Genomic DNA, 22,086 nt, shown 5'->3' with positions numbered 1-22,086 from the left:
ACGGCATTTTCAAGAAAATTTGGACCGGCGGGGAAAATGGACGGCGGCACTTGTCAAATGCAGAGGCCCGGCGCTGGGTGCCGGGCCTTTGGCTGGGATCGATCAGAGATTGCTCATGCCGCCATCGATGACCAGCTCGCTACCAACCGTGTAGGGAGATTCGCCGGAGGCTAGAAAAACCACCGCTTTTGCGACTTCGCTCGGATGACCGAACCGCCCCGCCGGAATTTTCGCAGCTGCCATCGCCTTGGTGTCGGCATCCGACATACCGAGCTTGCCATAGAGCGGCGTCGTGATCGGTCCGGGGCTGACGGCGTTGACGCGAATGCCCCGGCCAATCAGCTCGCCCGACAATGTCTTTGCAAGTGTCAGCAGCGCGCCCTTGGTTAGAGCGTAGATGCTGGTATTCGGCATGCCGATATGGGCGTTGATCGAGGTGTTCAGCACGATCGAAGCGGGGTTGGCCAGGATTGGCAACAGCGCCTGGACCAGAAAGAACGGGCCTTTGACGTTGATAGCAACGGACCGGTCGAACGCTTCCTCGCTCCATTGCTCGACCGGACCGAACTCGGCGATACCGGCATTGACGAACAGGATATCGAGATGGCCGAAGGCAGCCTTTACGGTTTCGGCAACATCCTTCTGACCGGCGATATCGCCGGCATTGGACTGAATGAAAAGAACCTTGTCGCCAAGCTCGGCACGGGCCGTTTCAATATTGGCCGGATTGGTGCCGGTGACCGCGACGCGGGCACCCTCGGCGATGAACTGGCGGGCCGTTTCAAGGCCGATGCCGCTGGTACCACCGGTGATCAGCGCTGTCTTGTTCTGCAAGCGTGATATGGTGAAATTCCTTCTGTTGGCGGTTCGGCCATTTAGGTTCAGGTGCGGGTAATCGAGGCGCCGCCATCGACGAGCGAGGCAGTACCAGTGACGAAGGCTGCATCATCGGACGCGAGATATAGCACTGAGCGGGCAAGCTCTTCGGGTGCCGCTACACGCTTTAGGGCATGCAGGTTGGTGATGAAGGACTGCGATTCTGGCGTGTTGTTCATCTCGCGATACATGTCCGTATCGACAGCACCGGGCAAGATGGCATTGACACGCACGCCCTGCGGACCGAATTCGGCGGCCAGTGCCTGGGTCAGGCCGATCAGGCCAGCCTTCGAGGCAGCGTAGGCCGCCACACCGGGAAAGGCGAAGCTGTAGCCGACGAAGGTCGAGGTGAAGATCACCGAGCCTGCGCCATGCTTGACCATCTCGGCGATCTGGTGCTTGGCACCGAGAAACGAACCGGTCAGGTTGATGGCAATCGCATCGTTCCAGCCTTGCTCGGAAACACCGGTGGAAGGACCGGCTTCGCCAAGCGTTCCGGCATTGTTGAAAGCGACATCGAGGCGGCCGTATGTTTCGACGGCAAGGGCGACTAGCGCCTTGGCATAATCTTCCGAGCGGACGTCACCGGCAAGGGCGACGGCGTCGCCGCCCTCAGCCTTGATCTCGGCAACAAGTTCATCGAGTTCGCTCTGGCGGCGGGCGCCGACGACGAGTTTTGCACCTTCTGCTGCGAACAGTTTGGCCGTAGCGCGGCCGATGCCGGCGCTGGCACCGGTGACGATTGCAACTTTGTTGGATAGGCGTTCCATGATCTTTTCCTCTTTGGCAGAGCGGTTGAGACGGCGTGTGGCTGTCCCTTCATGCCGTTTGCTTGAGGCGAATATGGCTTTATTCCAGCGTTCGGATTAGTCTGCAAATTGGGGAACTCGTATCCGGAAAAACCGAACGATGATGAAGCTCGACGGTATAACCAGTTTTGTTGCCGTTGCCGAAAGCGGGTCGATCAGCGAGGCGGCGCGGCGGCTTCGGCTATCGAAATCCGTCGTCAGCGAACGGCTTGCCGAACTGGAGCGCAGCCTTGGTGCCGGACTGCTGCACCGCACCACCCGCAAGCTGACCCTGACCGAGGATGGTACAGCTTTTCTTGAGCGCGCCCACCGTATTGTCCAGGAGATCGAGGACGCGACATCGGACATGGCCGAACGGCGCGGCACGATCTCCGGCCCCTTGCGCATTTCCGCACCGGTCACCTTCGGCCGCATGCATCTCGGCCCGGCGCTCTATCCGTTTCTGGCCGAGCACCCCGATCTGCAATTGACGCTCGATCTGGATGACCGGCGTGTCGATGCGGCAGCCGACGGCTACGACGCCGTGGTGCGCAACGGGCCGATCGCCGATTCCCGGCTGATGGCCTGGCGGTTGGCGCCGAGCCGGCGCGTGCTGGTCGCCTCGCCCGCCTATCTCAGGGGGAATGGCAAACCGACATCCATCGAGGAACTCGAGCAGCATCGCGGCATCTTCTATACCAACCGCGGCGTTGCCGACTGGCGCTTTCCCAGCATCGGCGGCACGGTCATCGTGCGTGGCAAGATGGGCCTTGGCCTCAACAATGGCGACATGCTGCGCGATGCCGCGATCGCCGGCCTCGGCATTGCACTCATTCCGATGTTTATCGTCGGTGCGCAGGTTGCAGCGGGCGAGCTCGAGACGATCGATATCGGCGTGCAACCGGAGCTTGAATATATTCACATCGCCCATCCGGAAGGACGGCGGCCGTCAGTGAAACTCAGGGCGCTGGCCGATAATCTGCGGGCCGCGTTCGGCAGCCCGCCCTATTGGGATCCGGCATTTTCAAAATGAGAAATTCGGATCAGTCGCAGGAGCGCAACTGCTTGGCATAAGCGTTCGCGATGTTTGCCGAGCGCTGGGCGGCTTTCTGCAGTTGGGTATTGCCGCGCCAGCCGCCCTTTCTGTAGCCGGCATCGCCGAGGTAGTAAGCCAGATAGAGATTGTAGGCGTCGTTGCGGGCGATGCCGTTCTTTCTGCTGTTCTTATTGTGGTACCAGGCGGCGAAGTGGATCGCGTCGGAAAACTTTGTCCGCCGCGCCAGCAGGTTGCCGGTCGATTGCTTGTATTCCGACCACGTACCGTTCAGCGCCTGCGAGAAACCGTAGGCGGTCGATTGGCGTTTCCAGGGGATGAAGCCAAACAGTTTGGTGCGGGGTGGCCGGGCATTCGGGCGAAAACCGGATTCGGTGTAGATCGTCGCCATCAGGATATGCACGGGGATGCCGTATTGACGCTCGGCATGGTTTGCCGCGCGCTGCCAGTTGTCCAGCCAGCCATCGCGCTGATCAAAAATCGCGCAGGCATTCCGGGTATCCCGGGGTGCACTCGCACAGCCGGCCAGCAGCAGAAGGGCGACGATAAACGCAATACGCATCGCTTGAGATCTCTCACTTTCAGAGAGATTACTAACCGGTAAACGTTAAAGAGACGTTTTTAGATAAATCGGGACGCCGCATAACCCCGGTCCTTAAGTCCGTCCGGCAGTAAAAAACCTACAATTTCAGTGCAAAGATGCGGCCTGATGTAACGTAACCCTCGGCCGCATCAAGCCGCACCGCGCGGACAGGCTCGAAGCCTTCTATGCGCTTTGTCCCCGCCCAGCGGCCGTGATCGGCAAAGACCTCGATCGAACCTGCATCGAGAAAAATCCGCAGGCTGGAAGGGCGAGCCCCGCGCGCGATATAGCGTGGCTCGGTGACGACGCCCGGCAGAGCGTAAAGGATGGACAATCCCTCCGCATCAAGCTGCAGCGCCAGATCGACATCCGGATGATCGAAATGAAGAACAAAGGGTGCGCCGGGCCAGGATAGTTCCACCAGGATTTCGACTGCGCCGGTTTCGAACCAGACGGTTTCGCCGGTTGCAAGCCTGGTCTCGTCGATCACGCCATGGCGCAGGCTGTCGATGGCTGCGACCGGCGGCGTCAGGACTGCGCCGTCCTGAAGACGCAAGTTTCGAGGCAGCGTCATCGCGGTTGGAAAATCGATCGTGTGGGAGACATCCGCCCAATTGGCGAGCCAGCCGATGCCGACCGGCATGCCCTCGTCGACGAAGGCCTGAAAGGCGTAATTGTCGGTACCGAAGTCGAGTTCCTGCTCGAAATCCGTCAAGAAGCGAACCCCGTCGAAATGTCCAACCGCAATCAATGTCAGGTTCTTGCGGCCGGTATCGGCATGAGTGCTATTCATCAGGCCGTAGATCAGCCCCCAATGTGTCCTCGGATCATCCGCCGGGCCATCGAGCGGCAACAGGCAGGGGCATTCGATCACCGCGGTGCCAAATCGTCCTTCCAACAACAGAGTACCGACGAAGCGCCAGCCATCGGCGGCGGTGGGATCATCGGTTTCATAGAGAAGAATAACGCCACCCTGCTGGCTGAGGCTGCCGAGCACCATTTTCCACAGCCCGTCCGGCCCCTTGACCACGTAAGGGTCGCGAAAATCGAGCGTCAGGCCGAGGCCCGCCGGGCGATTGGGCAGAATGACATGCGCCTCGCTGGCAGTGATGATGTTGTGCGAGGTGGCGGTAAGTTGCACCTGGGTTTCGGGTGTACGGTCGATGATCTGTTCGGTGAAGAAGACGCGGATACCGCCCTCGTTATCGATCGGGATGGCGGAACCGGAAAAGGCCCCGCCCCGCCGGTCCGGCCGGGCCGTCAGGTCTTCGGAGGGAAACAGGAAGATCGGCATGTGATGCCAATGGATGTAATCTTCGGACACCGCATGCCCCCAGTGCATGGTGTTCCAGCGAAGGCCATGGGAATAATGCTGGTAGAACAGATGCGGACGGCCGGCAAAACGGCCAAAACCGTTGGGATCGTTCATCCAGCCGAAGGGCGGGCGGAAATGATAGCCGTGCGGCACGGGGGCCGGCGCATTGGCGGCACTGGTGTGCATCACCGTGATGCCCTTTTCGACCACTTCGGCCGCATTGAAAAAATAGGCGACGGAGACGGCTGTTGTCGCCGTATCATAGATGCAGGAGAGCGCGCCGCCGCTGGTGGCGACGAAGGTGCGGAAGACATATTCCTCGGCATTGCTGACGGAGACCTCGCCGATCTTGTCACCGCCGAGCACAAACGCCATCGTCCCCGGCGCATCCGGCGTCAATGCCTTCAGCCAGACATGCAGCGTCGCGCTGAGCGGGACGTCGGCCTGCAAGACTTTAAGTGTTTCTGTGACGACGGCATCCGCCATTTCTGAATTCCTTTCCTCAAGCGCAGAGCCGCCTTCCGAACGAGGAAACGATGCGCGCCTTTCTCAAAGCCATCCTTGCGACCTAGTGCCTGATCGCCGGATGTAAAGACGACGATCCGACGCGCAAGACGGCAAAAAGCATCCCCGCGCGGTGTCCGCCGTGGTTTTGAAAAACATGCACTCAATCGGACGGGGCACTGGAAACCGCCTCTAATGAGTAAATATGTTTGACGCCTTCCAGCGCCCCGTTTGGCGTTCTCTCGGGAGCTTTCCTCCCTACAGACCCCGACTGCGGATTCTCTGACCCGGGACGATGATCGCGACATAGGGTTCCGGCCCGGCATTCAGCATCACGGTTCCGGTACGCCACGCTTCTCATCCCGGCATGCGTGCCACACAGGCACACCCGCCCCAGAAGGACAGGGGGAATCCATTTTCCGGGGGCTCTCCTTCCGGTCCGCCTGACGTTCGCAGCCTCCTCATCGGAGACCACGAGGCTTTGCGTGGAGCGCCAGCCCTGCCTCGCCGCAAACGTCTTGCGGTGCATCCGTGACAGAACGCCATGATCATGGCACGGTTTTTTTGGGCGGGGATTTTGGGGGATGATTTTTTTGAGGTGGGGCGTTGGCTTGGCACTGGAGCGGGCAAAAACCGTTTATGCGAGCCTCGCAAGAAGACCTGTGGCCAGGGACTGGAATGCCTCGACAGCTTTGGGCAGCACATCCTGCGGATCGTCACTGGCAGCGATCCAGAGCGCAGCATTGAGTGCTGCCCCGCTGAGGAGGCGGGCGGCGGCTTCGGCATCGACCGGTTTGAGAATTCCTTGTGATATCAAGCGCTCGACCGTTCGCCTGGTCGCCTGCAGACAACTGCTTTGGCTCGGCCATTGCGACGGGTCACCCAATACCGCAGGTCCATCGCGCAAAACGATGCGTTGGACTTCAGGATCCAGCGCCATCTCGATATAGGCCGCACCCTCAGCCAGCAGGCACTGCCAGTCGTCTCCTGCCCCTGCCCCGATCTGTTGCGCGCGCGACGCCATTTCAGAATCGATCTGATCGACAACCGCCGCCAGAAGCCCGCGTTTATCCCCGAAATTGTGATAGAGGGCACCCCGTGTCAGACCGACTTCAGCGGTCAAATCGTCCATTGACGCGGCCGAATATCCCTTTTCGGCAAAGGCCCTGCGTGCGGCCGCAATCAGCTTGACGCGGTTTTCTTGCATCATCTCGACGCGCCGGTTCACCATCGTATCCTCAAATTCATATACGGTTCGTATATTAAATTGACATGCGGGGTGCATGCTGCTATTTCATATACGAACCGTATACCAAATGACGTGACCTGTGAAGCATAAAGCTCCGCTCACCTGATACGGCCCCCCGACAATTGCGAGAGATGAAAATGACCCAGCGCCAAGCAATCTTCCCCCCAAACAGACATGCTCTCTACGAGGAGCATGGCTATTCGGCTGCCATTCGATCCGGCGACCTCCTATTCGTGTCCGGGCAGGTCGGCAGCCGTGCCGATGGAACGCCGGAACCCGATTTTGAACAACAGGTCCGGCTGGCCTTCGAAAACCTTGAGGCCACGCTGGGCGCCGCCGGCTGCACGTTCGACGATATCGTGGATGTGACGTCGTTCCACACGGACCCCGAAAACCAGTTCCCAACCATCATGACCGTCAAGCAACAGGTTTTCAGCCAGCCACCTTACCCGAACTGGACCGCAATCGGTGTCAATTGGCTCGCCGGCTTCGATTTCGAGATCAAGGTCATCGCGCGCATCCCTTCCGATGCATAATTTTTTCGCGGCAACCTAGCTGTCGCGCCAAACAGCAATTGATTGTAATCAGGACGTGTCTGCCGCAAATCGCCCGCAGAAGTCTGACTTTTTCGGGCGATTTTCGCAGCTACAAATGCTCGCCAGTCGAGGCGGGATTGAGCTCGCCCTCCACCGAACAACCGCTCGACAGAGCCATTGCCTACCAATAAAGTTGTCAGAGTTTTCTTCAGTCGAGGGTATTTGCGATGGCGTCGGAGAGTGCGATTCCGGAACCCACTCTCATCCAATCGCTTCAGGCGTCCATCGCTCCAGCATTCGCCATGCATGCCGGCGTGATGCTCGGCGTGTTTACCGCACTTGGAAACACTACCCTCACGGGGGCTGAAGTGGCCGGTGCCCTGAATGTAGATCCGCGCCGCCTCGAACGATTGCTTTACGCGCTGGTTTCGGCGGGTCTGCTGGAAATCCACGACACCGGTTTTTGCAATGGTCCGGAGGCGGCGACGTATCTTGTCCAGGGAAAACCCGGCTATATCGGCGAGGAGCACCAGCTTTTCGATGAACTCTGGCGCGCCGACCTGCTGACCGCCACATCCATTCGCGAGGGGCGTCCTGCCGCGAAACATGATTTCGCCACGTCCGATCCCGAGGCATCGCTGGCATTCTTCCGCGGAACGGCGCCGAGTGCATTGTCCTTCGGACGCCGGCTGGCGGACATGATCGACTTCGAAGGTGTGCACTCCGCCATCGACATCGGTGGCGGGCCAGGCCATTCCCTCATCGGACTGCGCGAGACCAAGCCGGACCTTCAGGTGACCCTGCTCGAACTGCCGGCGAACATCATGCTTGCAAAGACACTCCTGGCAGACGAGCCATTGGCCGAAGGATTGCGATTCGAGGCCGGCAGCATCGTGGAGGCACCGTCAAGCATCACCCACGACCTCGCTATTCTCAAGGCGGTGATCCAGGTGCTGTCGCGCGAGGACGCCGCCAAAACCATTCGCAACACCTATGCCAGCCTCAATTCAGGCGGAAGACTATTGATCAGCGGCGTCGGCATTCTCAACGATGACCGGGTGTCACCGTCGGAGGCCGTCTTCTACGACTTGACCTTCATGAACCTGTACCCGGAAGGCGCGTCGTATACGCGACGCGAATACCGCGACTGGCTGTCGGAGGCGGGCTTCGTCGACATTGCATTCGATGCGATGCCGTCGGGAAGCCAGTTGATCTCCGCAAGGAAACCCTAGCTATAAGTAAAAACCGCCCACAACGGCGTGTTGCGAGCGGTTTAGGTATCCTGAACTCATGGTGAGTCAGCGGCTAACGCCGCATCTCGTCAGACCAGACGGCTCTGCTCGACGGCTGCTTCGATGAAGCTGGCGAAGAGCGGGTGCGGGTCGAGCGGGCGGCTTTTCAGTTCCGGGTGATACTGGACGCCAATGAACCACGGGTGATCCGGGTATTCGACGGTTTCCGGCAGGACGCCATCCGGCGACATGCCGGAGAATTCCAGGCCGCAGGCTTCCAGGCGATCCTTGTAATCGACATTGACCTCATAGCGGTGACGGTGACGCTCGGAAATTTCGGTCGAGCCGTAGATATCGGCGATCTTGGTGCCCTTCTTGAGGCTGGCTTTGTAAGCGCCAAGACGCATGGTGCCGCCGAGATCGCCCGACGCAGCGCGCTTCTCCAGTGCATTGCCCTTGACCCATTCGGTCATCAGGCCGACGACGGGCTCTTCGGTCTTGCCGAATTCGGTCGACGAGGCCTTTTCGATGCCGGCGAGATTGCGGGCCGCCTCAACGACCGCCATCTGCATGCCGAAGCAGATGCCGAAATAGGGCACCTTGCGCTCGCGGGCAAAGCGCACCGCCTGGATCTTGCCTTCGGAGCCGCGCTCGCCAAAACCGCCGGGAACGAGGATGCCGTTGACCTTTTCGAGATAGGGCGACGGGTCTTCCTTTTCGAAGACTTCCGACTCGATCCACTCGAGCTTGACCTTGATCCGGTTGGCGATGCCGCCGTGATAGAGCGCCTCGATCAGCGACTTGTAGGCATCCTTGAGGCCGGTGTACTTGCCGACGATGGCGATGGTCACCTCGCCTTCCGGGGTGCGGATGCGGTTGGCGACTTCAAGCCAGTTTTCGATGCGTGGCGCCGGTGCCGGCTCGATGCCGAAGGCGGCCAGGACCTCGTTGTCGAGGCCCTCGTTGTGATAGGCGATCGGCACGTCGTAGATCGACGCGACATCCAGCGCCTGGATGACGGCAGACGGGCGGACGTTGCAGAACAGCGATAGCTTGCGGCGTTCGGCTTCCGGGATTTCGCGGTCGGCGCGCACAAGCAGGATATCGGGATGAATGCCGAGCGCCTGCAGTTCCTTGACGGAATGCTGGGTCGGCTTGGTCTTCAGCTCGCCTGCCGCTGCGATGTAAGGCATCAGCGTCAGGTGGAGATAGATCGCGGTGCCGCGCGGAAGATCGTTCTTCAGCTGGCGGATCGCCTCCATGAACGGCATCGCCTCGATATCGCCGACCGTGCCGCCGATTTCGCAGATGACGAAATCGAAATCGTCATTGCCTTCGGTGACGAAATTCTTGATCTCGTTGGTGACGTGCGGAATGACCTGGACGGTGGCGCCGAGGTAATCGCCGCGGCGTTCCTTGTCGATAATGTTCTTGTAGATGCGGCCGGTGGTGATGTTGTCGGTCTTGGTCGCCGAGCGGCCGGTAAAGCGCTCGTAGTGACCGAGATCGAGGTCGGTTTCCGCGCCGTCGTCGGTCACGAACACTTCGCCGTGCTGCGTTGGGCTCATGGTGCCCGGATCGACGTTGAGATAGGGGTCAAGTTTGCGAAGCCGCACCCGGTAACCCCGAGCCTGCAGCAACGCTCCGAGAGCAGCTGCGGCGATCCCTTTGCCAAGGGAAGAAACCACGCCGCCAGTGATGAATACATATCGCGCCATGGGCTTCACCGGATACCGTTTCAAAAATGATTCCGCCACCGAAAAATTCATCTTTCAGAATTTTTCCGTTCAAAAGGTTCAGGTGGCAAAATTCAAACAAAAGAAAACCGGCGGAAGACTGGCTTCCGCCGGCGATTATATCTGCCTTGAGCCTTACTGGCCGCTTGGGACTTCCGAACCGGATGTCGCCGGCTTTGTTTCGGTCGTCGCAGGTGTCTGGGTCGTAGCCGGCGTCTGCGTGGTGGTCGCAGGCGTCTGGGTGTTGGCTCCGGACTGTGCCGGTGTCTGGGCAGGCGTCTCGCCAGCCGGCGGTGTCGTGCCGCCGCCGAGCGAATCAAGCACGCCCTTGCCGTTGTTGGTCGTGCCCGGGATACGATCGAGAACGTCGGTCGCGTTCGGCTGGTAACGGGCGAGAATGCCCATGCCGAGCGCCAGCACGAAAAACAAAGCTGCAAGGATTGCAGTGGTGCGGGTCAGCGCATTGGCCGTGCCGCGCGCGGACATGAAGCCCGAGCCGCCGCCGATGCCGAGACCGCCGCCTTCGGAGCGCTGAATGAGCACGACGCCGATCAGCGCCAGCACAACCATGAGATAGATGACAAGCAATACGGTCTGCATTTTGTCCAGTCCTGCCTTAGATCACGTTCCGTCCGGCTTGAGAAAGCCAGAGAACAGACACGCGATCGAGTGATCGTCCGGCATGGGAGATACATTGAAATTGCAACGCAAGTTTCAGCGTCCGCTCCACGCGGCAAAGATTAGTGTTGGCGGCTGCATATACCAAGCCACCGCGCATTAAAAGCCCCTGCCCGCCTTAATACCAAGGATCGGCGGACAGAAGCCCAAAGGATGGCTTATCGCCAGTCCGCCGGCATCAAACCGTCAATTCTTCATACGCCCGGTAAATGGCGAGGAAGTCGTCGGCTTTCAAGCTTGCGCCGCCGATCAAGGCACCATCGACATTGGCGACACCCATCAGTTCCTTGGCATTGCCGGGCTTGACCGAGCCGCCGTAGAGGATGCGCATCTTGGCGCCGGCCGGGCCGAAACGTGCAACGAGCTCGGACCGCTGGAAAGCGTGGGCTTCCTCGACGTCGGCTGCCGTCGGCGTCAGGCCGGTGCCGATCGCCCAGACGGGCTCATAGGCGATGACGGTGTTTTCCGCGGTGGCGCTGTCCGGAATGGAACCCGCCAGCTGGCGCTTCAAGACGTCCAGCGTCTGGCCACCCTTGCGCTCGTCACCCGTCTCGCCGATGCAGATGATGGCGATGAGATCGGCAGCATAGGCAGCTTCGGCCTTGGCACGCACCAAAGCGTCGGTTTCCTTGTGATCGGTGCGGCGCTCGGAATGGCCGACGATCACGTGGGTGCCGAAGCAATCGGCGATCATTTCGGCGGAGATATCGCCGGTATGGGCGCCCGAAACCTTTTCGTGGCAATCCTGCCCGCCGATCAAAAGCGGGCTGTCGTCGCAGAGCGCCGTTGCCACATAAAGCAGCGTCGCCGGGGGGCAGATCAGCGTTTCGACCTTTGCCGACAGGTTTCCCTTGACGCCTTCCGCCATCGCCTTGATCTGATCGAGCGACGCCCGCAGACCATTCATTTTCCAGTTTCCGGCAACCAGGGGCTTTACGTCGGGCGTCATGTCGTCTCCTTAAGGGTATTGTCCTTTTCCCGGCAAAGGCCCTAGCAAATAAGCCGGGCAAAGAAAAGCACACCGGCAAACAGGGGTAGCCGCGCTGCGGCCGGTCTTCCAGGATCCGGTATCGAAACCGTGAAGGGCGGACGGCTTGTGGGCACCCCGCGAAAGAGCGATGGTTCGACAAAACTTTTTAAAGTTGGAGATCAGGAATGCTGCGCAACGGGCCGGACGCGTTTGGGTGGGTGACCATTCTCCTTCACTGGACGATTGCCATTCTAATCGGCGGGCTCTTGGCGCTCGGCTATATCATGACCCGGCCGGACATCGACCCGGTGCTGCAATTCGACCTCTTCCAGTGGCACAAGTCCTTCGGGTTCACGGCCCTTGGCCTTTGCGTCATCCGGATCCTCTGGTGGCTGGCGGGCAGACATCCGGCGGCTGTTGCCGGGCTCTCTGCGCGGGAAAGACGTGCAAGCTTTGCCGTGCACATCCTGCTTCTCTGCCTGACGCTGGCGGTGCCAGTGACCGGCTGGGCGCTCGCCTCGGCCTCGACGCTGGATATTCCGAGCTTCTATTTCAATCTCGTTGTCATCCCGCATCTGCCGTTGGAGAAATCCGCCGTCGCTGAGGCCTTGTGGACAACGACCCATGCGGTTCTCGCCTATAGCCTTGCAGGACTTGTGCTGCTGCATGCCGGCGCAGCCGTCCACCACCATTTCATCCGCCGTGACGCGGTGCTTGTTCGCATGCTGCGCAACAAGTGGCGGGACGGCTAGGAATATTCCAGCGGCATCTTGCGTCTTACACAGCGCAAACCAGACATCGGGAAGGACTGCATCAATGTCCGCACGTTTGACGACAATCACCATTGCATTAACGGCGCTCGCAGGATTGGCTCTGCAGGTATCTGCGTCCGAAGCCAAGGCGCCGACGCTGGATGACGCAGCCGGACGCTACGACATCGATGGGTCCTCGCAGATCAATTTCAAAGTCGGCCAGGTGGGCGGTGGTGGCATTTCCGGCAAGTTCACAAAATTCTCCGGAACGTTCCAGCTGGATAGCAGCGATATCGGCAAATCCGTGGTGGAATTTGCACTCTTTCCGGAAACCGTTCAGACCGGCGAGCCGCGCATCGAGAGCTTCCTGCGCTCCACCGCCGTGTTCGATACCGCGAACTATCCGAAAATCGTCTTTCGCTCGACGAAGATTACCCGCACCGGTGAGGACACAGCAGAGATCGAAGGCAATCTGACGGCCAAGGGCACGACAAGAACCGAACATTTCGACGCGACGCTGACCAAGTGTAACCGGCGCGTCATCGGCTTTCGCATCCAGGGCGGCGTCTATCGTACCCGCTACAACATGTCGGTCGGCATACCGATCTACTCGAACATCGTGCAGTTCGACATGATGGTGAACGGGCAAAAACACTAGCCTTTGCAATTCTCGCACGCTGCATTCTTACAAACCTGCACACTGTTCCTGCGGGAACATGTCAGCTGCCCGATTCAGAGCCATGATATATTGAAACCGTCACTCCCCGTTTGGGAATTGACGGCCTATAAATGCACTCTTACTCTTCGCAGACATCGCTCATTCTTCACTTATTTCATGGCCTGGGGATCCGGGGCGGACAGATGCGGTATGTTTTTCTCAAAACTCTGGTTTTAAGTCTTGGCCTGCTTCCTGCAGCCGCCAGCGCGCAGGAAATATTGACCACGGCAACACCGGATCTCCTGGTGCGCTCGCTCAATCCCGTGCTGGTGCAGAAGGAAAAGACCCGCGGGTTGAAAATCATCGGCGCCAAGGATCTGGAACTGGTCAACAGCTATGGCGACAAGCTTGCGGCAACGGTCAATCTTGCGGTCAACTTTCACTTCGGCTCGGCCGAACTCACACCGCAGGCGCAACGCCTGCTCGACAACGTCGGCATGGCGCTGCAATCCAGCGATCTTGTATCCTACCGGTTCCTGATCGGCGGCCATACGGATGCGACCGGCAACGACAGTGAGAACCTCGACCTCAGCCGCGCGCGCGCTGCATCGACGACGCAATATCTGCTGGCACATTACAAGATAGACCCGCGACGGCTGGTTTTGCGGGCGTTCGGCGAAACCGCCCTGCTCTTCCCGGCGGACCCTGAGGATGGACGCAATCGCCGGGTCGAGATTTCGACGCTGAAATGACATTTCAGCCCGGAAAGACGGCGAAAGCAGGAATTCGTTCGCGGCTGCCGGTTTGAGACCGGCGCTGCCGCAGCCTCAGGTTGGAACGAGGCCATCCAGCAGGAAGTCGAGGCCTTTTCTGAAAACGCCATCCCAGTCGTTGTCCAACAGCAGACGAGAGCGTTCGATCGTCGGGTAGTGTTCGCTGAGACGTGCCAGGCGCTCTTGCCCGGCAGCCCTGTCTTCTTCCGTGAGGTCGAAGCTCGCCCAGGTGATGGTCGCGCCGATCACATAATTCCAGAGCGACCATATCGCGACGTTCAGATCCGCGTCCGCGACACCGGCTCTCGACAAGGTCTTGCTCAGCAGTTCCAACCGACTGAGGATGTTTGGGCCAAGCGCCCGTCGCGGTAGCAGCGACGCCGACCAGGGATGGCGCAACATGTTGGCGCGCCAGTCTTCGAGCATATGAACGGCTTCTCCGCGCCAGTCGTGAGTTTCAGCGGTTTGCACAAATCCGCGATATTCGAGCACCGCGTTGAGGGCCAGATCAAAGACTTCCTCTTTGTTCGCGACGTGCCAATACAGGCTCATCGCGCCCGCACCGAGGCGGTCGGCCAGCCGGCGCATCTTCAATCCGTCGATCCCATCGGCGTCCAGCAATTCTACAGCGGTCGCCACGATCCGTTCCAGCGAGAGAGGCGGTTCACTGCGCGGCTCCTGCACGGGCTGGAGTGACGCATCTATCCGCTGAGACCGTTTGCTCAGCGCGCCGCTTCGTTTGCCTGCCATCCGTCTTCCTCGCTGATCAGAACGGCGATGTAAGCCGACAATACACCATATGTCGATCCTGAACGATTGACTCGTACGTTGTACGATGCAATTTTATCGTACAACGTACGAGTCAATCGACGGTGCTTTAAAATTCAATCCTGCAGGCAGCGAGGGTACGTTGCTCGCAGTCCGCAGAGCCAAGAGAAAAATCATGTTACGCGCAATCAAGCATCTGCTTATCGGAGGGCTAATCATCATGACCATGGGCGTTCCCACGGCGACGTCAGCGAATGATCTCAAGCTGACCATCGTCAACCCTAAAAACCTCTACGACCCGACGCCGAATGGCTACAGCACGGCGGTGATCGTGCCCCGCGAAGGCCGGATAGCTTACATCTCCGGACAGGGCGGCCAAGACGGCACGGGCGCCCTGTCGCCTGACTTTGCTGTCCAGGTTAAGCAGGCCTATGCAAATTTGCACACGGCGCTTGAGGCGCTCGGTGCACGGCCGGATCAGGTCGCCAAGCTCACGGTCTTTGTGGTCGATCACGATATGTCCAAGCTTGAAGTGTTGACCAGCAACGTCAAGGACATGTTCGGCGCGGCGCTGCCGGCGCAGACGTTGATCCCCGTCCCCAAGCTTGCAATTGACCCCATGCTCTTTGAGGTCGAAGCCGTGGTCATGCTTGACTAGCGGTGCGGCACTGTTGACCGATCGCTCGAATTGAAATGGGTCGAGCGCGCAGCTGATAGCCGCGCGCTCGCAATTTTATATTTCCTTGGACGATCAGCCGATCTGGCTGCCGACGAAATCCTTGACGATGCGGATGATGCCGCGGCCAAGCAGGGCATCGAGCGCATCGACGAACTGGTCGACATGCTGGCGTTCGCAGATCAGCGGCGGCTCGAGCCGGATGACGTTGCGATTGTATTCGGTGAAGGCAATCAGCGTGTCGTAGTCGCGCAGAAGCAGCGCGCCGATGAAGCCGGACAGCGATCCCTTCAGCTTGTCGTCCAAAACGGCAACGACCGGACGCAGGACCATCGGCAGGGTCTGGCTGAAATCCTGGAATTCCAGGCCGACCATCAGCCCCTGGCCGCGAACATCCTTGATGATCTTCGGATATTTCGCCTTCAGCGTATTCAGCCGCTCAAGCAGGTATTCGCCCTGAACCGCAGCGTTTTCGATCAGGTCCTCATCATACATGATGTTGAGGCCTTCGATCGCGGTAATGCAGGCCTCGCCGATGCCGCCAAACGTGGCATGCGCGTGGATCAGCGCCGTTGCCTTGGTGCCATAGGCCTTCATGTAGACCTCACGCCTGGCTATCATCGCCGCCATGGCGGACTTGCCGCCGCCGAGCGACTTGGCGAGCGCCGTCACATCCGGAACGACACCGGCATGTTCGAAGGCGAAGAAGCGGCCGGAACGGCCCATGCCGCACTGAACCTCGTCGGCAACCCAGATGACGCCATGCTTGTCGCAGAGCGCGCGCACTTCGCGCCAGAATTCCGGCGATGCCTGCACGATGCCGCCTCCGCCCTGGATGGTTTCGAGAACCAGAACACCGATGGTCGGATCACGCTCGAACGCATTGCGGATCGCATCGATATCGCCGAAGGGCACCTTGACGTTGTTGTCGAGCAGCTTGAATTCGCCGCGATAAAGAGGGCCGTCGGTGATCGACAGGACACCCTTGGTTTTGCCGTGGAAGGAATTTTCGGCATAGACGATACGCGAACGTTTTGGGCCAGCGGCGCGTTCGGCGACCTTGAGGGCTGCCTCCATGGCTTCCGAACCGGACGAGCCGAGAAAGACCATGTCGAGATCGCCGGGCGCAATGGTTGCGAGGTTCTTGGCAAGGGCGGCAGCATATTGCGACAGGAAGGCGATCGCAATCTCGTGGCGGTTTTCGTCTTGGAACTTTTTGCGCGCCGAAAGGATGCGGGGATGATTGTGACCGAAGGCGAGCGAACCGAAACCGCCGAAGAAATCGAGGATCTTGCGGCCGTTCTGATCGGTGTAATACATGCCCTCGGCACTTTCGACCTTCACCTTGTTGAAGCCAAGCAGCTTCATGAAATGAAGCTGACCCGGGTTCACATGGTCCTTGAAGAAGGTCGTCATGTCGGCAAGGCTCATGGCCTTGGCCTGTTCGACGGTGATGAGGTCTGGCTTCTTGATGCCGCCAGCAAGGGCGGGCGCGTCGATGGCGACGCGTTGCGTTTTGTCGAGCATTGTCGTGATCCCCTGGTTCATTCGGCCGGTACGGCGGTTGTGTGTGCGAGAACTTTACCGGCTTTCTTGGCGCGGTATTCGTCATAGGCTGCGATCAGCATGGCGCCGTCATTGTACTGCGCCTTCCAACCAAGCTCGCTCTTCAGCTTGCCGGTTTCGCGGATGCACATCTCGTCGGCGATCAGGTACTGTTCCGGATCCATGATCGGCAGGTTGACGAAATCGAACGCAGCGAGCGTTGCCTTGACCGCGAAGGCGGGCGTCGGCACCAAGAACGACTTCGAGCCGGCATGAACGATCAGGTCACCGAGCAGCTTCTTCACCGACGGCGGATTGTCGGAACCGAGATTGTAGGCCTCGTTCGGCACGCCACCCTTCCAGGCAAGACGCGCTGCCTCGGCGCAATCGAACACCGAAATGAACTGGTACGGGTTCTTGCCCGAACCGATCATCGGCACCGGCAGGTTGGCGTCGATCAGCTTGAACAGCTTTTCCAGAATGCCGAGACGGCCGGGGCCGATAATCAGGCGCGGGCGAAAAATCGAGATGTTCATGCCCTGCTTGCGCCATTCGCCGGCGAGCTGCTCGGTCGCCCATTTCGACTTGCCATATTCACCCAGCGGCTTGGCTGGATGCGCCTCTGTCTGAGGCGACATGATCGTATGGCCATAGATCATGTCGGTGGTGAACTGCACCAGCCGGTTGGCGCCGGACTTTGCCGTCGCCTTCATGATGTTTTCGGCGCCGTAATAGTTGACCGGCCAGAAAAACTCCCAGCGCTTGGCGCGCACCTGCAGCGGCGACAGCATCTTGGCCGCCATGTTGTAGACCATGTCGTCCGGGCCAATCTCGACGTTCATCACATCGTCCGGCTTGGTGACATCGCAATGGACGAAACGGGCGCGGGCGTAATGCGGCAGGTCGGACTTGGCGATGTCGGCGACGAGAACCTCTTCACCGTCCTGGACCAGACGTTCTGCGAGATGGCGGCCGACGAAGCCGTCACCGCCGAAAATAACATGTTTCATGATGCACTCCCGATTTTTGCTGTTTTTGCGCCCGCGGTTTCAAGCGATGGCTGGTCTTCATGCGAAGACATACCGGATTGGGCAATGAGAATGGTTCCGACGCAGATGAAGCCAATGCCGGCGATGCGCCAGGCGTTCAGATCCTCGTGGAAGACGAAATAGGCAAAGACGGCCACTGCCACATAGGCAAGGCTGAGAAATGGATAGGCGAAGGAGAGTTCCACCTTCGACAGGACATAAAGATGCGACACCATCGAAATCACGAAGGTGGCAAGTCCGGCGAAGACCCAGGGGTTGAAAACCACCTGGAAAATACGGGCAATGAAAGTATCAGCCGTGAAGCTCAACGGTCCGAGCGACAGCATGCCCTGTTTTAGCATGACTTGTGCCGCAGCATTGGTAATCACGGTGAAAAGAATGAATACGATATACTTCATGTCGATGTTCCCTGTTCCCGTCCGGATACCTACACGCAAGAGGCGTATATTCCGTGAAATTCGGGCGTTTATTTAATTCAAATTGTTCCTATTCTCATTTTGGCAAAGCCAAGGCCGTTCTCTTCCAGAAATTCGAAACCATTGCCGGATCGCGCAATGCTTCCAGCTGCCGCCAGCGCGGGAACGAGAAATCAAAGGTTTGCGGGCTCATCCGGGCATCCTTGTAGGGATTGATCGCCCCTCCGGCCTCGACAACCATGGCGTCCAACCGGTTGAGGAGCTTAAGGGTCTCTTCACCCTGATTGGCGAAATCCAAAGTCAGCGTAAAACCAGGCCTCGGGAAGGATAAAAGGCCGCCAGATGTCTGCTCCCCAAACTTCTTCAGCACGGTTAGAAAGGAAGCATGACCAGCCTTGCGGGCGGTCTCCAGCAGCCGCGCCGTCAGCTCCGGCGCGTTCTCCGTCGGATAAACGCTCTGGTGCTGATAGAGACCCTTGGGGCCATACAACCGGTTCCAGTTGCCGATGGCATCCAGCGGGTGGAAATAGCCCGGCCATTTCACTGTCTTGACCGTTTCACCCGGCTTTTCCTTGCGAAAATACAGCTCGTTGAATGCCTTCAGCGTCACAGTGTTCAAGAGATTGAACGGCGGTGCAAAAGGCACCGACAATCTTCTCGCACGCGGCATGTCGGGAAACTCGCAGGAGGCATCGGCATGATCGCCGGCCAGCAGAACGCCCCTGCCCGCCCACTTGCCGGTCGCCAGCTGATCGATCCACGCGACCGAATATTCATGCTCTGCATCAACGGTTTCGACCATGGCGAAATAGTCGCCCAGGCTATCGAAACGGATAGCATGCTGCTGGATATGGGCTGATGGCACCTTCATCAGCTGCAGGTCAACCGACAGGATCAGCCCCGTCAGGCCCATGCCGGCGATGGTGGCATAGAATAAATCACGGTTTTCTGCTGCCGAGCAGATCAGCGCCTCACCGCTCGACCGCAACAATGTCAGGCCGCGCACATGCTTGCCGAACGTGCCGCGCGCGTGATGGTTCTTGCCGTGGACATCATTGGCAACGGCACCGGCAACGGTCACGGACGCTGTTCCCGGGGTGACCGGCAGGAAAAACCGGTGCGGGATCGCTGTTTCGAGGATGGAATAAAGTGTGACGCCGGCGTCGCAGGAGATGATCCCGGTTCCCGGATCAAAACCCAGGATACGCGTGCGCACCCGGCTCTCGATCAGCCGGCCCTGGTCGTTATGGCAGCTGTCGCCATAGGACCGTCCGTTGCCGAACGGCAGGAACGCGCCAGGTGCCGCAGTTTCGCGCAGGTTCTCATAGGCATCGGGCGATACGGATTGCCGGTGGCGGCAATCGATCCGGCCCCAGCTGTCAAATTCGGCAGGGGTCATGGCGTTCCCAAGGCACCGGCGAGCACAAGCGATGCGCCGATCGCCATGGTCACGAGGCTGCGCCAGTCGCGCATGATGAACACCACCGGATCCTCATGCAGCATGCCGCGGCGGGCCAGCATCCAGATGCGCAGCAGCATGTAGAGCACCAGCGGGCAGAGCGGCCAGAGCGCCCAATCCAGCGTGTACATCTCCTGCATTTCCTTGCTGTGGATGTAGAGCGCCAGGACCAGCGCCGAGGCGAAGGCCGAGGAGACGCCGGCCTGCCCGACCATTTCGAAATCGACGGCCAGATAACCGCGCCCAGGCACCTGGTTGCCGTCACGCCCGTCATATTCGTCGAGCTCGACATAGCGCTTGACCAGCGCCAGGCTGAGGAAGAAGAAAATCGAAAACGACAGCAGCCAGAAGGAAAGCTCGGTGCCGGTGGCGGCTGCGCCGGCGATGATGCGAACCGTGTAGAGCCCGGCCAGCGTGAAGACATCGACCAGCAGCTTGCGCTTGAGCACAAACGTGTAGGCGGTGGTCGCCAAGGCATAGAAGCCGAGCACGAGAGCGAAATCGTAGGGCAGTACAGCCGTCAGCGACAGCGAGGCAAGGAGCAGGCACAGCGCCAGCATCAGCCCCATCGGCACCGACATCTGGCCGCTGGCCAGCGGCCGGTTGCGTTTCTTCGGATGGCGCCGGTCGTTGGTGAGATCCGACAAGTCGTTGATCACATAGACGGCAGAAGCCAGGAAACTGAAGGCGAAGAACGCGAGGATGACGCTGACCACCGCATCCATGTGCAGAATGTCATGGTTGAGGATCATCGGCACGCCGATCAGCACATTCTTTGCCCATTGGTGCACGCGGATCGATTTCAGGGCGGCAAAAGGGGCTGCCTTGCCGATATCGAGCCGCTCCGCATCATGCGCCCGGCGCCATTTCTCGGCGGCAGCATCCGGTGCCACGACAATCGCCTTGCGGGCTGCGTCAAAGACCGGAACGTCGTCACGGCTATTGCCCATATAGTCGAAGCCGCCCTCACCGAACTCCTCAATCAGCTTTTCACGCTTGCGGCGGCTGGTGAGGTTGATTGCCTTGGAGCTGTGAAGAACGGAGGAAAAGACGCCTGTATGCGCAGCCACGCCAAGCGCCACGCTTTCAGCGGCTCCCGTGACGAGAATGACCTTGCGGCCGCTCTCGCGCTCGCGCTTCACGCGCGCCAGAACCGCGTCGCGATAAGGCCAATCGGCAGCCTCCCGCCCGGAGCGGGCGGCAACCTCGTATTTGAGCCGCGCCTTGCCGGCGGCAGCCCAATATACCATGGCAAACACCATCAGGGGATTGCGCAAAAGAATGATCGCTACACCTTCCCACAGCGTGTCGGCGGCAAGCAACGTGCCGTCAAGATCGACGCAAAGCGGAATATGCTGTGTTTCTGTTCGAGCATCCATAAGATCAAACCCCGATAATATATGCCGGGGACAGTCCCATGTTCAGGTTTCGAAAAAGCAAACGACGCTCGCCTTAAAGTTTCAAACTGCGGCGTTGGTTAATAAATCCCGGATGTATTAGAAGTTGCTACCAACTCCGATCCAGTTCAGTGCATCACGCCAATCCGTCATTCGAACCGGAGTGCCATGCGACCCGGTCTGAAACAGGACAAAACGGCTGGGATAACCGGCTTTCTTCAATGACCGGTAGAACGCAATCTGATCGGCTGCGGCATAGACGTTGTCGTCGCTGCCGTGGCTGAAGAAGACCGGCAATTTCTTCTTATAGGCGACACTCTTGCTGAAGGCCGGATCCGTCGGGCCACCCATGATCATCATGCCTTTAAGGGCACCGGCCGCCTGCGGATTGCGGGTGATGCCCCAGCAAATGAAGCTGCCCATTGAAGCGCAGGCAAGAACGACCGGCTTGCCGGGTGATTGCAGCTGGGCGTAGGCGATCAGTCCGGCAATATCGGCCACGCCGGCATCATCGAAAGAGCGGATACTAGGCGCATAGTAGACACCGCCGTTTTCAACCGCGAGGTTTTTCAGCCGGTTGAAATTGCCGCCGAACGACCAGTCATTGGCACCGAGCCGCCGGTCTCCGCCCCGGCCGTGGACGAAAATGACCGTGAATGCGGCACCGCTCGGGGTACCGACCCGCATCACGTCGAGCGGCCGGCTGGCCAAATCAAGCGTCTCGTTGGCCTGCGCGCTCTTGACGCCGAGCGACACATAGGCACGCCTTACCCGGCGTTCTGGCTCAAGGTCACGGCCGTGGATATCGCGCATCTTGTCGTAATCGACGACGCGGTAATCGCCGTCATCCGCAGTTTCGAGCACCATTCCGTAGGAAAACAGCTCATCCTTGAACGGCTTCAGTGGTGCTGCCTGCGCCGGCAAAGCCAGAGCGATGGTCACAACACAGACAAAAAGAGCGCGAAAGGTCAAATGAGCTGTGGACAGGTGCATCCGGAATGTTCCTCTTTTGATCCAAGCCTTGCCATCGGACCTTCCGCAACGCAACAGTTGGGGCTATTGAAGGCATGAT

22 protein-coding genes are annotated in these 22,086 nt (G+C 59.4%); 7 read left to right on the top strand and 15 right to left on the bottom strand.

What is annotated here, in order from left to right; translation table 11 throughout:
* Window positions 1–102: 102 nt before the first annotated feature.
* Together ACP7E0_RS16480 and ACP7E0_RS16475 are read right to left on the bottom strand one after the other, a co-directional pair.
* Complete coding sequence (locus ACP7E0_RS16480) at window positions 103–843, bottom strand: SDR family oxidoreductase (protein ID WP_426126348.1); 741 nt, start codon at window positions 841–843, stop codon at window positions 103–105.
* 38 nt (window positions 844–881) lie between these two features.
* Window positions 882–1,646, bottom strand: a complete 765-nt coding sequence (locus ACP7E0_RS16475) for an SDR family oxidoreductase (protein ID WP_426126133.1) — start codon at window positions 1,644–1,646, stop codon at window positions 882–884.
* Between the two features lie 139 nt (window positions 1,647–1,785).
* Between ACP7E0_RS16475 and ACP7E0_RS16470 the strand changes: the two genes are divergently transcribed.
* Window positions 1,786–2,697 (top strand): LysR family transcriptional regulator, encoded by a 912-nt coding sequence (locus tag ACP7E0_RS16470; RefSeq protein ID WP_426126132.1) that lies wholly within the window; start codon window positions 1,786–1,788, stop codon window positions 2,695–2,697.
* 10 nt (window positions 2,698–2,707) lie between these two features.
* On the opposite strand, the gene ACP7E0_RS16465 is transcribed toward ACP7E0_RS16470, so the two are convergent.
* The 3 genes from ACP7E0_RS16465 to ACP7E0_RS16455 form a co-directional block, all read right to left on the bottom strand.
* Window positions 2,708–3,280, bottom strand: coding sequence for a transglycosylase SLT domain-containing protein (locus ACP7E0_RS16465; protein ID WP_426126131.1), 573 nt, complete (start codon window positions 3,278–3,280; stop codon window positions 2,708–2,710).
* A gap of 118 nt (window positions 3,281–3,398) precedes the next feature.
* Window positions 3,399–5,102: a glycoside hydrolase family 32 protein gene (locus ACP7E0_RS16460; RefSeq protein WP_426126130.1), complete on the bottom strand. Its 1,704-nt coding sequence runs from the start codon at window positions 5,100–5,102 to the stop codon at window positions 3,399–3,401.
* Between the two features lie 655 nt (window positions 5,103–5,757).
* Window positions 5,758–6,351, bottom strand: a complete 594-nt coding sequence (locus ACP7E0_RS16455) for a TetR/AcrR family transcriptional regulator (RefSeq protein WP_426126129.1) — start codon at window positions 6,349–6,351, stop codon at window positions 5,758–5,760.
* Window positions 6,352–6,506: 155 nt separating this feature from the next.
* Here ACP7E0_RS16455 and ACP7E0_RS16450 point away from each other — a divergent pair, with 155 nt between their 5' ends.
* Window positions 6,507–6,905 (top strand): RidA family protein, encoded by a 399-nt coding sequence (locus tag ACP7E0_RS16450; RefSeq protein WP_426126128.1) that lies wholly within the window; start codon window positions 6,507–6,509, stop codon window positions 6,903–6,905.
* 227 nt (window positions 6,906–7,132) lie between these two features.
* Window positions 7,133–8,137 (top strand): methyltransferase, encoded by a 1,005-nt coding sequence (locus tag ACP7E0_RS16445; protein WP_426126127.1) that lies wholly within the window; start codon window positions 7,133–7,135, stop codon window positions 8,135–8,137.
* An 89-nt stretch (window positions 8,138–8,226) separates the two neighbouring features.
* Here ACP7E0_RS16445 and ACP7E0_RS16440 read toward each other — a convergent pair whose 3' ends face one another.
* The 3 genes from ACP7E0_RS16440 to tpiA all read right to left on the bottom strand — a co-directional run bounded on the left by ACP7E0_RS16440 (window position 8,227) and on the right by tpiA (window position 11,500).
* Window positions 8,227–9,855: a CTP synthase gene (locus ACP7E0_RS16440; protein WP_426126126.1), complete on the bottom strand. Its 1,629-nt coding sequence runs from the start codon at window positions 9,853–9,855 to the stop codon at window positions 8,227–8,229.
* Between the two features lie 153 nt (window positions 9,856–10,008).
* Window positions 10,009–10,473: a preprotein translocase subunit SecG gene (gene secG / locus ACP7E0_RS16435; protein ID WP_426126125.1), complete on the bottom strand. Its 465-nt coding sequence runs from the start codon at window positions 10,471–10,473 to the stop codon at window positions 10,009–10,011.
* Between the two features lie 256 nt (window positions 10,474–10,729).
* On the bottom strand, window positions 10,730–11,500 hold the full coding sequence (tpiA, locus tag ACP7E0_RS16430; protein WP_426126124.1) for a triose-phosphate isomerase: 771 nt from the start codon (window positions 11,498–11,500) through the stop codon (window positions 10,730–10,732).
* Window positions 11,501–11,706: 206 nt separating this feature from the next.
* On the opposite strand from tpiA, the gene ACP7E0_RS16425 reads away from it, so the two are divergent.
* From ACP7E0_RS16425 to ACP7E0_RS16415, 3 genes are all read left to right on the top strand, one after another.
* Window positions 11,707–12,273 carry a cytochrome b gene (locus ACP7E0_RS16425; RefSeq protein ID WP_426126123.1) on the top strand — a complete coding sequence of 189 codons (567 nt, stop codon included), beginning with the start codon at window positions 11,707–11,709 and terminating at the stop codon, window positions 12,271–12,273.
* Window positions 12,274–12,337: 64 nt separating this feature from the next.
* Complete coding sequence (locus tag ACP7E0_RS16420; protein ID WP_426126122.1) at window positions 12,338–12,931, top strand: YceI family protein; 594 nt, start codon at window positions 12,338–12,340, stop codon at window positions 12,929–12,931.
* Window positions 12,932–13,134: 203 nt separating this feature from the next.
* Window positions 13,135–13,683 (top strand): OmpA family protein, encoded by a 549-nt coding sequence (locus ACP7E0_RS16415; protein ID WP_426126121.1) that lies wholly within the window; start codon window positions 13,135–13,137, stop codon window positions 13,681–13,683.
* A gap of 75 nt (window positions 13,684–13,758) precedes the next feature.
* On the opposite strand, the gene ACP7E0_RS16410 is transcribed toward ACP7E0_RS16415, so the two are convergent.
* Window positions 13,759–14,454 (bottom strand): TetR/AcrR family transcriptional regulator C-terminal domain-containing protein, encoded by a 696-nt coding sequence (locus ACP7E0_RS16410; protein WP_426126120.1) that lies wholly within the window; start codon window positions 14,452–14,454, stop codon window positions 13,759–13,761.
* A 193-nt stretch (window positions 14,455–14,647) separates the two neighbouring features.
* Here ACP7E0_RS16410 and ACP7E0_RS16405 point away from each other — a divergent pair, with 193 nt between their 5' ends.
* The gene (locus tag ACP7E0_RS16405) at window positions 14,648–15,130 is read left to right on the top strand and encodes a RidA family protein (RefSeq protein WP_426126119.1); all 483 of its coding nucleotides are present in this window, start codon (window positions 14,648–14,650) and stop codon (window positions 15,128–15,130) included.
* Window positions 15,131–15,223: 93 nt separating this feature from the next.
* Here ACP7E0_RS16405 and ACP7E0_RS16400 read toward each other — a convergent pair whose 3' ends face one another.
* The 6 genes from ACP7E0_RS16400 to ACP7E0_RS16375 form a co-directional block, all read right to left on the bottom strand.
* Window positions 15,224–16,675 (bottom strand): aspartate aminotransferase family protein, encoded by a 1,452-nt coding sequence (locus ACP7E0_RS16400; protein WP_426126118.1) that lies wholly within the window; start codon window positions 16,673–16,675, stop codon window positions 15,224–15,226.
* Window positions 16,676–16,692: 17 nt separating this feature from the next.
* Entirely contained in the window at window positions 16,693–17,703 is a 1,011-nt protein-coding gene (locus ACP7E0_RS16395) for an NAD-dependent epimerase/dehydratase family protein (protein WP_426126117.1), read from the bottom strand.
* The gene (locus tag ACP7E0_RS16390) at window positions 17,700–18,140 is read right to left on the bottom strand and encodes a transporter (RefSeq protein WP_426126116.1); all 441 of its coding nucleotides are present in this window, start codon (window positions 18,138–18,140) and stop codon (window positions 17,700–17,702) included. Before ACP7E0_RS16390 ends, ACP7E0_RS16395 begins: the two co-directional genes overlap by 4 nt.
* Window positions 18,141–18,234: 94 nt before the next feature.
* Window positions 18,235–19,557 (bottom strand): FAD-binding protein, encoded by a 1,323-nt coding sequence (locus tag ACP7E0_RS16385; RefSeq protein WP_426126115.1) that lies wholly within the window; start codon window positions 19,555–19,557, stop codon window positions 18,235–18,237.
* Complete coding sequence (locus tag ACP7E0_RS16380; protein ID WP_426126114.1) at window positions 19,554–20,996, bottom strand: UbiA family prenyltransferase; 1,443 nt, start codon at window positions 20,994–20,996, stop codon at window positions 19,554–19,556. The genes ACP7E0_RS16385 and ACP7E0_RS16380 overlap by 4 nt, the downstream gene beginning before the upstream one ends.
* A gap of 117 nt (window positions 20,997–21,113) precedes the next feature.
* On the bottom strand, window positions 21,114–22,007 hold the full coding sequence (locus ACP7E0_RS16375; protein ID WP_426126113.1) for an alpha/beta hydrolase: 894 nt from the start codon (window positions 22,005–22,007) through the stop codon (window positions 21,114–21,116).
* Between the last annotated feature and the right edge of the window lie 79 nt (window positions 22,008–22,086).

The sequence above is a fragment of the Pararhizobium sp. PWRC1-1 genome, assembly GCF_049897905.1.
Taxonomy (GTDB): domain Bacteria; phylum Pseudomonadota; class Alphaproteobacteria; order Rhizobiales; family Rhizobiaceae; genus Pararhizobium.
This window is presented reverse-complemented; position numbering and strand designations above follow the sequence as displayed.